Origin of the sequence: Streptosporangium amethystogenes, from assembly GCF_000721075.1 — a bacterium.
Lineage (GTDB): Bacteria > Actinomycetota > Actinomycetes > Streptosporangiales > Streptosporangiaceae > Streptosporangium > Streptosporangium amethystogenes.
Genome location: NZ_JOEQ01000098.1, coordinates 1 through 2769, shown reverse-complemented (window position 1 = coordinate 2769; position 2769 = coordinate 1). Strand labels below are relative to the sequence as shown.

At 67.9% G+C, this 2769-nt stretch carries 4 protein-coding genes; 1 reads left to right on the top strand and 3 read right to left on the bottom strand.

Going from position 1 to position 2769, the window contains the following annotated elements; all coding sequences use genetic code 11:
- Positions 1-205: 205 nt before the first annotated feature.
- Together IG98_RS0143625 and IG98_RS0143620 are read right to left on the bottom strand one after the other, a co-directional pair.
- Positions 206-1210 (bottom strand): zinc-dependent alcohol dehydrogenase family protein, encoded by a 1005-nt coding sequence (locus tag IG98_RS0143625; RefSeq protein ID WP_030926373.1) that lies wholly within the window; start codon positions 1208-1210, stop codon positions 206-208.
- Between the two features lie 16 nt (positions 1211-1226).
- Complete coding sequence (locus IG98_RS0143620) at positions 1227-1613, bottom strand: nuclear transport factor 2 family protein (protein WP_037972948.1); 387 nt, start codon at positions 1611-1613, stop codon at positions 1227-1229.
- 86 nt (positions 1614-1699) lie between these two features.
- Here IG98_RS0143620 and IG98_RS0143615 point away from each other — a divergent pair, with 86 nt between their 5' ends.
- Complete coding sequence (locus tag IG98_RS0143615) at positions 1700-2263, top strand: TetR/AcrR family transcriptional regulator (protein ID WP_037972946.1); 564 nt, start codon at positions 1700-1702, stop codon at positions 2261-2263.
- A 74-nt stretch (positions 2264-2337) separates the two neighbouring features.
- On the opposite strand, the gene IG98_RS0143610 is transcribed toward IG98_RS0143615, so the two are convergent.
- On the bottom strand, positions 2338-2769 hold a 432-nt coding region (locus IG98_RS0143610; RefSeq protein WP_157594897.1), incomplete at its 5' end, for a recombinase family protein.

Genomic DNA, 2769 nt, shown 5'->3' with positions numbered 1-2769 from the left:
CCGAAGGGCCAAACCTTCATCGTTCGAGCAGCATCGCTCCAGATAATTCGCCTATATCGAACTCTCCTTCACGTTCAGGACACACGAATACGGCAGAAACGGCCGCAACCTCTGGCACCACAGGTCAGCCGGTGGGGTCTATGGTGAACGCGGCGTAGCAGGGAGGAGATCCTCCCTCTGATCCGCGACGTTCTGGACCGCGGTGTCACACGGTGATAACGATCTTGCCGAACGCCTTGCCCGAGGCGTAGTGGCGGTAGGCGTCGGCTGCCTGGTCGAAGGGAAAGACGCGGTCAATGACCGGGCGGAGCCGGTGGGCCTCGATGAGCTGGTTCATGGCGAGGAACTGGGCGCGGCTGCCGACGGCGATGCCGCGGACTGCGGCTCCGGAGTTGAAGATCGCCCGGGGGTCGAGGAGCGGGGGGTTGCCGGAGACGAACCCGACGCTGGCGACGTGGCCCGCGATCGCGACCGCTCTGAGTGATTGCCCCAGGTCGCCGGCGACGTCGATGACGCGCTCGGCGCCCTGTCCCGAGGTCAGCTCCCGGACCCTGGCTGGCCAGTCGGGTGTGGTCCGGTAGTCGACGATCTCGTCAGCGCCGAGCTCGGACAGGCGCTCCGCCTTGGCCGGGCTGCTGGTGGTGGCGATCACCCGGGCGCCGAGCGCCTTGGCGAACTGGAGCGTGAACAGGGACACTCCCCCGGTGCCCTGGGTGACGACGGTCTGCCCGGACAACGGACCGGAGTCGTCGCCGGTCAGGGCGTTCCAGGCGGTGACGGCGGCGCAGGGGAGCGTCGCCGCCTCCTCGTAGGACAGGTGGTCGGGGATCGGCACGAGCGTGCTTTCGTCGAGCAGTGCGAGTTCGGTGAGCATGCCGTCCAGCGAGCCGCCCAGCTGCGGCAGGTGCTGGAGGCCAAAAGGGCCGTCCTGCCAGCTCGGGAACAGGATGGCCGTGACCCTATCGCCGATCTTCGCAGTACGGACGCCGGGGCCGATCGCGACGACCTTGCCGGCCCCATCGGAGACCGGCACTACATCCGGTTTCACCGGGAGCACGTAGTCGCCGCGCAGGATCATCAGCTCGCGGTAGCTGAGGGACGCGGCGCGCACCGCGACGAGCATCTGTCCGGGACCGGGCTGGAGGTCGGGATGATCCTTGATCGACAGACCGGCGATCCCGGCCCCGCTGTTGACGTGGTAGCTGCGCATGAGGGGATCCCGTCCTTCAGTCGTCGGTGGCCAGCGGGACTTCGCCGGCGGTCTTGCTGTAGCCGAGAGCCTCGATGATCTGGCCGTCGCGCACGTGCATGAGGTTCACTCCGCTGACCCAGTCCGAGGGACCGGAGCCGTAGCGGTAGTTCCAGCGGATCGTCGCCCGTTCTCCCGCGACCACGACCTCCTGCGGCTCGAACTGGCTGGCGCGGTCGTCCACGAGCGCGCTCCACCAGTCCAGGCAGGCCTGGCGGCCTGTGACGCGTTCCCCGGTGGGGGCCGGCTGGACGGACTCCATCACACAGTCCTCAGCGACCAGGTCCGTGAGCAGGTCGCGGTCGCGGTCGATGAAGGCGCGGTTGAAGCGGTCGATGACCTCGGCGGTGGAACGGAAAGACACAACCCCTCCAGATGTAGATAGATCGATCGGTCTATACATATATCGACCGGTTGATCTACTTGTCAATCCATGGGAGCCTGGCCTTCATGAGCGTTCGCACACAACCGGGCCCGCGAGAGCGACTACTGGAGGCCGCTCACCAGCTGATCTACAGCCAGGGCGTGAACGTCGGCGTGGACGCGCTACTCAAGGCGGCGAACGTGGCCAGACGATCGCTGTACGAGCACTTCGGCGGCAAGGACGGCCTGATCGTCGAAGTCCTCAGATCCGCCGCCGCCGCCGACGACGCCGACTACCGGCGCACCATGGACGCCGCCGGCGACAACCCGCGCGAGCGTCTGCTGGCCGTGTTCGACCGGCTCGGCGAGATCACTGCGACGCCCGGGTTCCACGGCTGTCGCTACCTGGCCGCCGACCTCGCCCTGACCGACCCTGACCACCCCGCGCACGAGATCACCCGCGACTACCGGCGGCACGTGCACGACCTCCTGGAGCGCGAACTGGTCACGCTCGGGCACCCACGGCCCGAGCGCGGCGCCGACCAGCTCTTGCTCCTCATCGACGGCACCCTCGCCGCCGGGGCGACCCGCCCCGGCACCGACCCAGCGGCCGCCGCGCGGGAACTGGCCGAATGCGTCATCGCCCCGTGACCAGCGCAGCCGGGATGCCTACAGGGGGTGCCACCGGACGGCAGAAACGGGCCGTGGAGTGAGATAGCTGCTGGTCAGCGTTGTACGAGTGCTGCGTAGGCGGTGGAACGGCCGATTTTGAGGGTGCGGGCGGCCTCGGTGACCGAGGCGCCGTCGTCAACCAGACGGCGCAGCGTCACCAGCTCGGCGGGGCCGATGACGCGGGGTCGGCCGGTCTTCTCCTTGCCGGGCAGCATGACGCCGGTGGCCTCGCGGCGCCTGGTGGCGGCGATCCCCTCGGCCTGGCGCTCGGCGCGCAGTTCCACCTCGAACTCGGCGGCTGCGGCCAGGACCGCGAACATGAAGCGACCCTCTTTGGTGTCCAGGTCGAAGTTCTCCGTCAAAGACACGACTTTCACGCCGCGGACTAAGAAATAACCCTTGAGTTCGTTGGGCTCGTTGTGGCCTGCATAGCCCCAGGACCTGGGCTTATCAGCTGGCGCTCCGGCTTCTTCGAGAGTTGATGA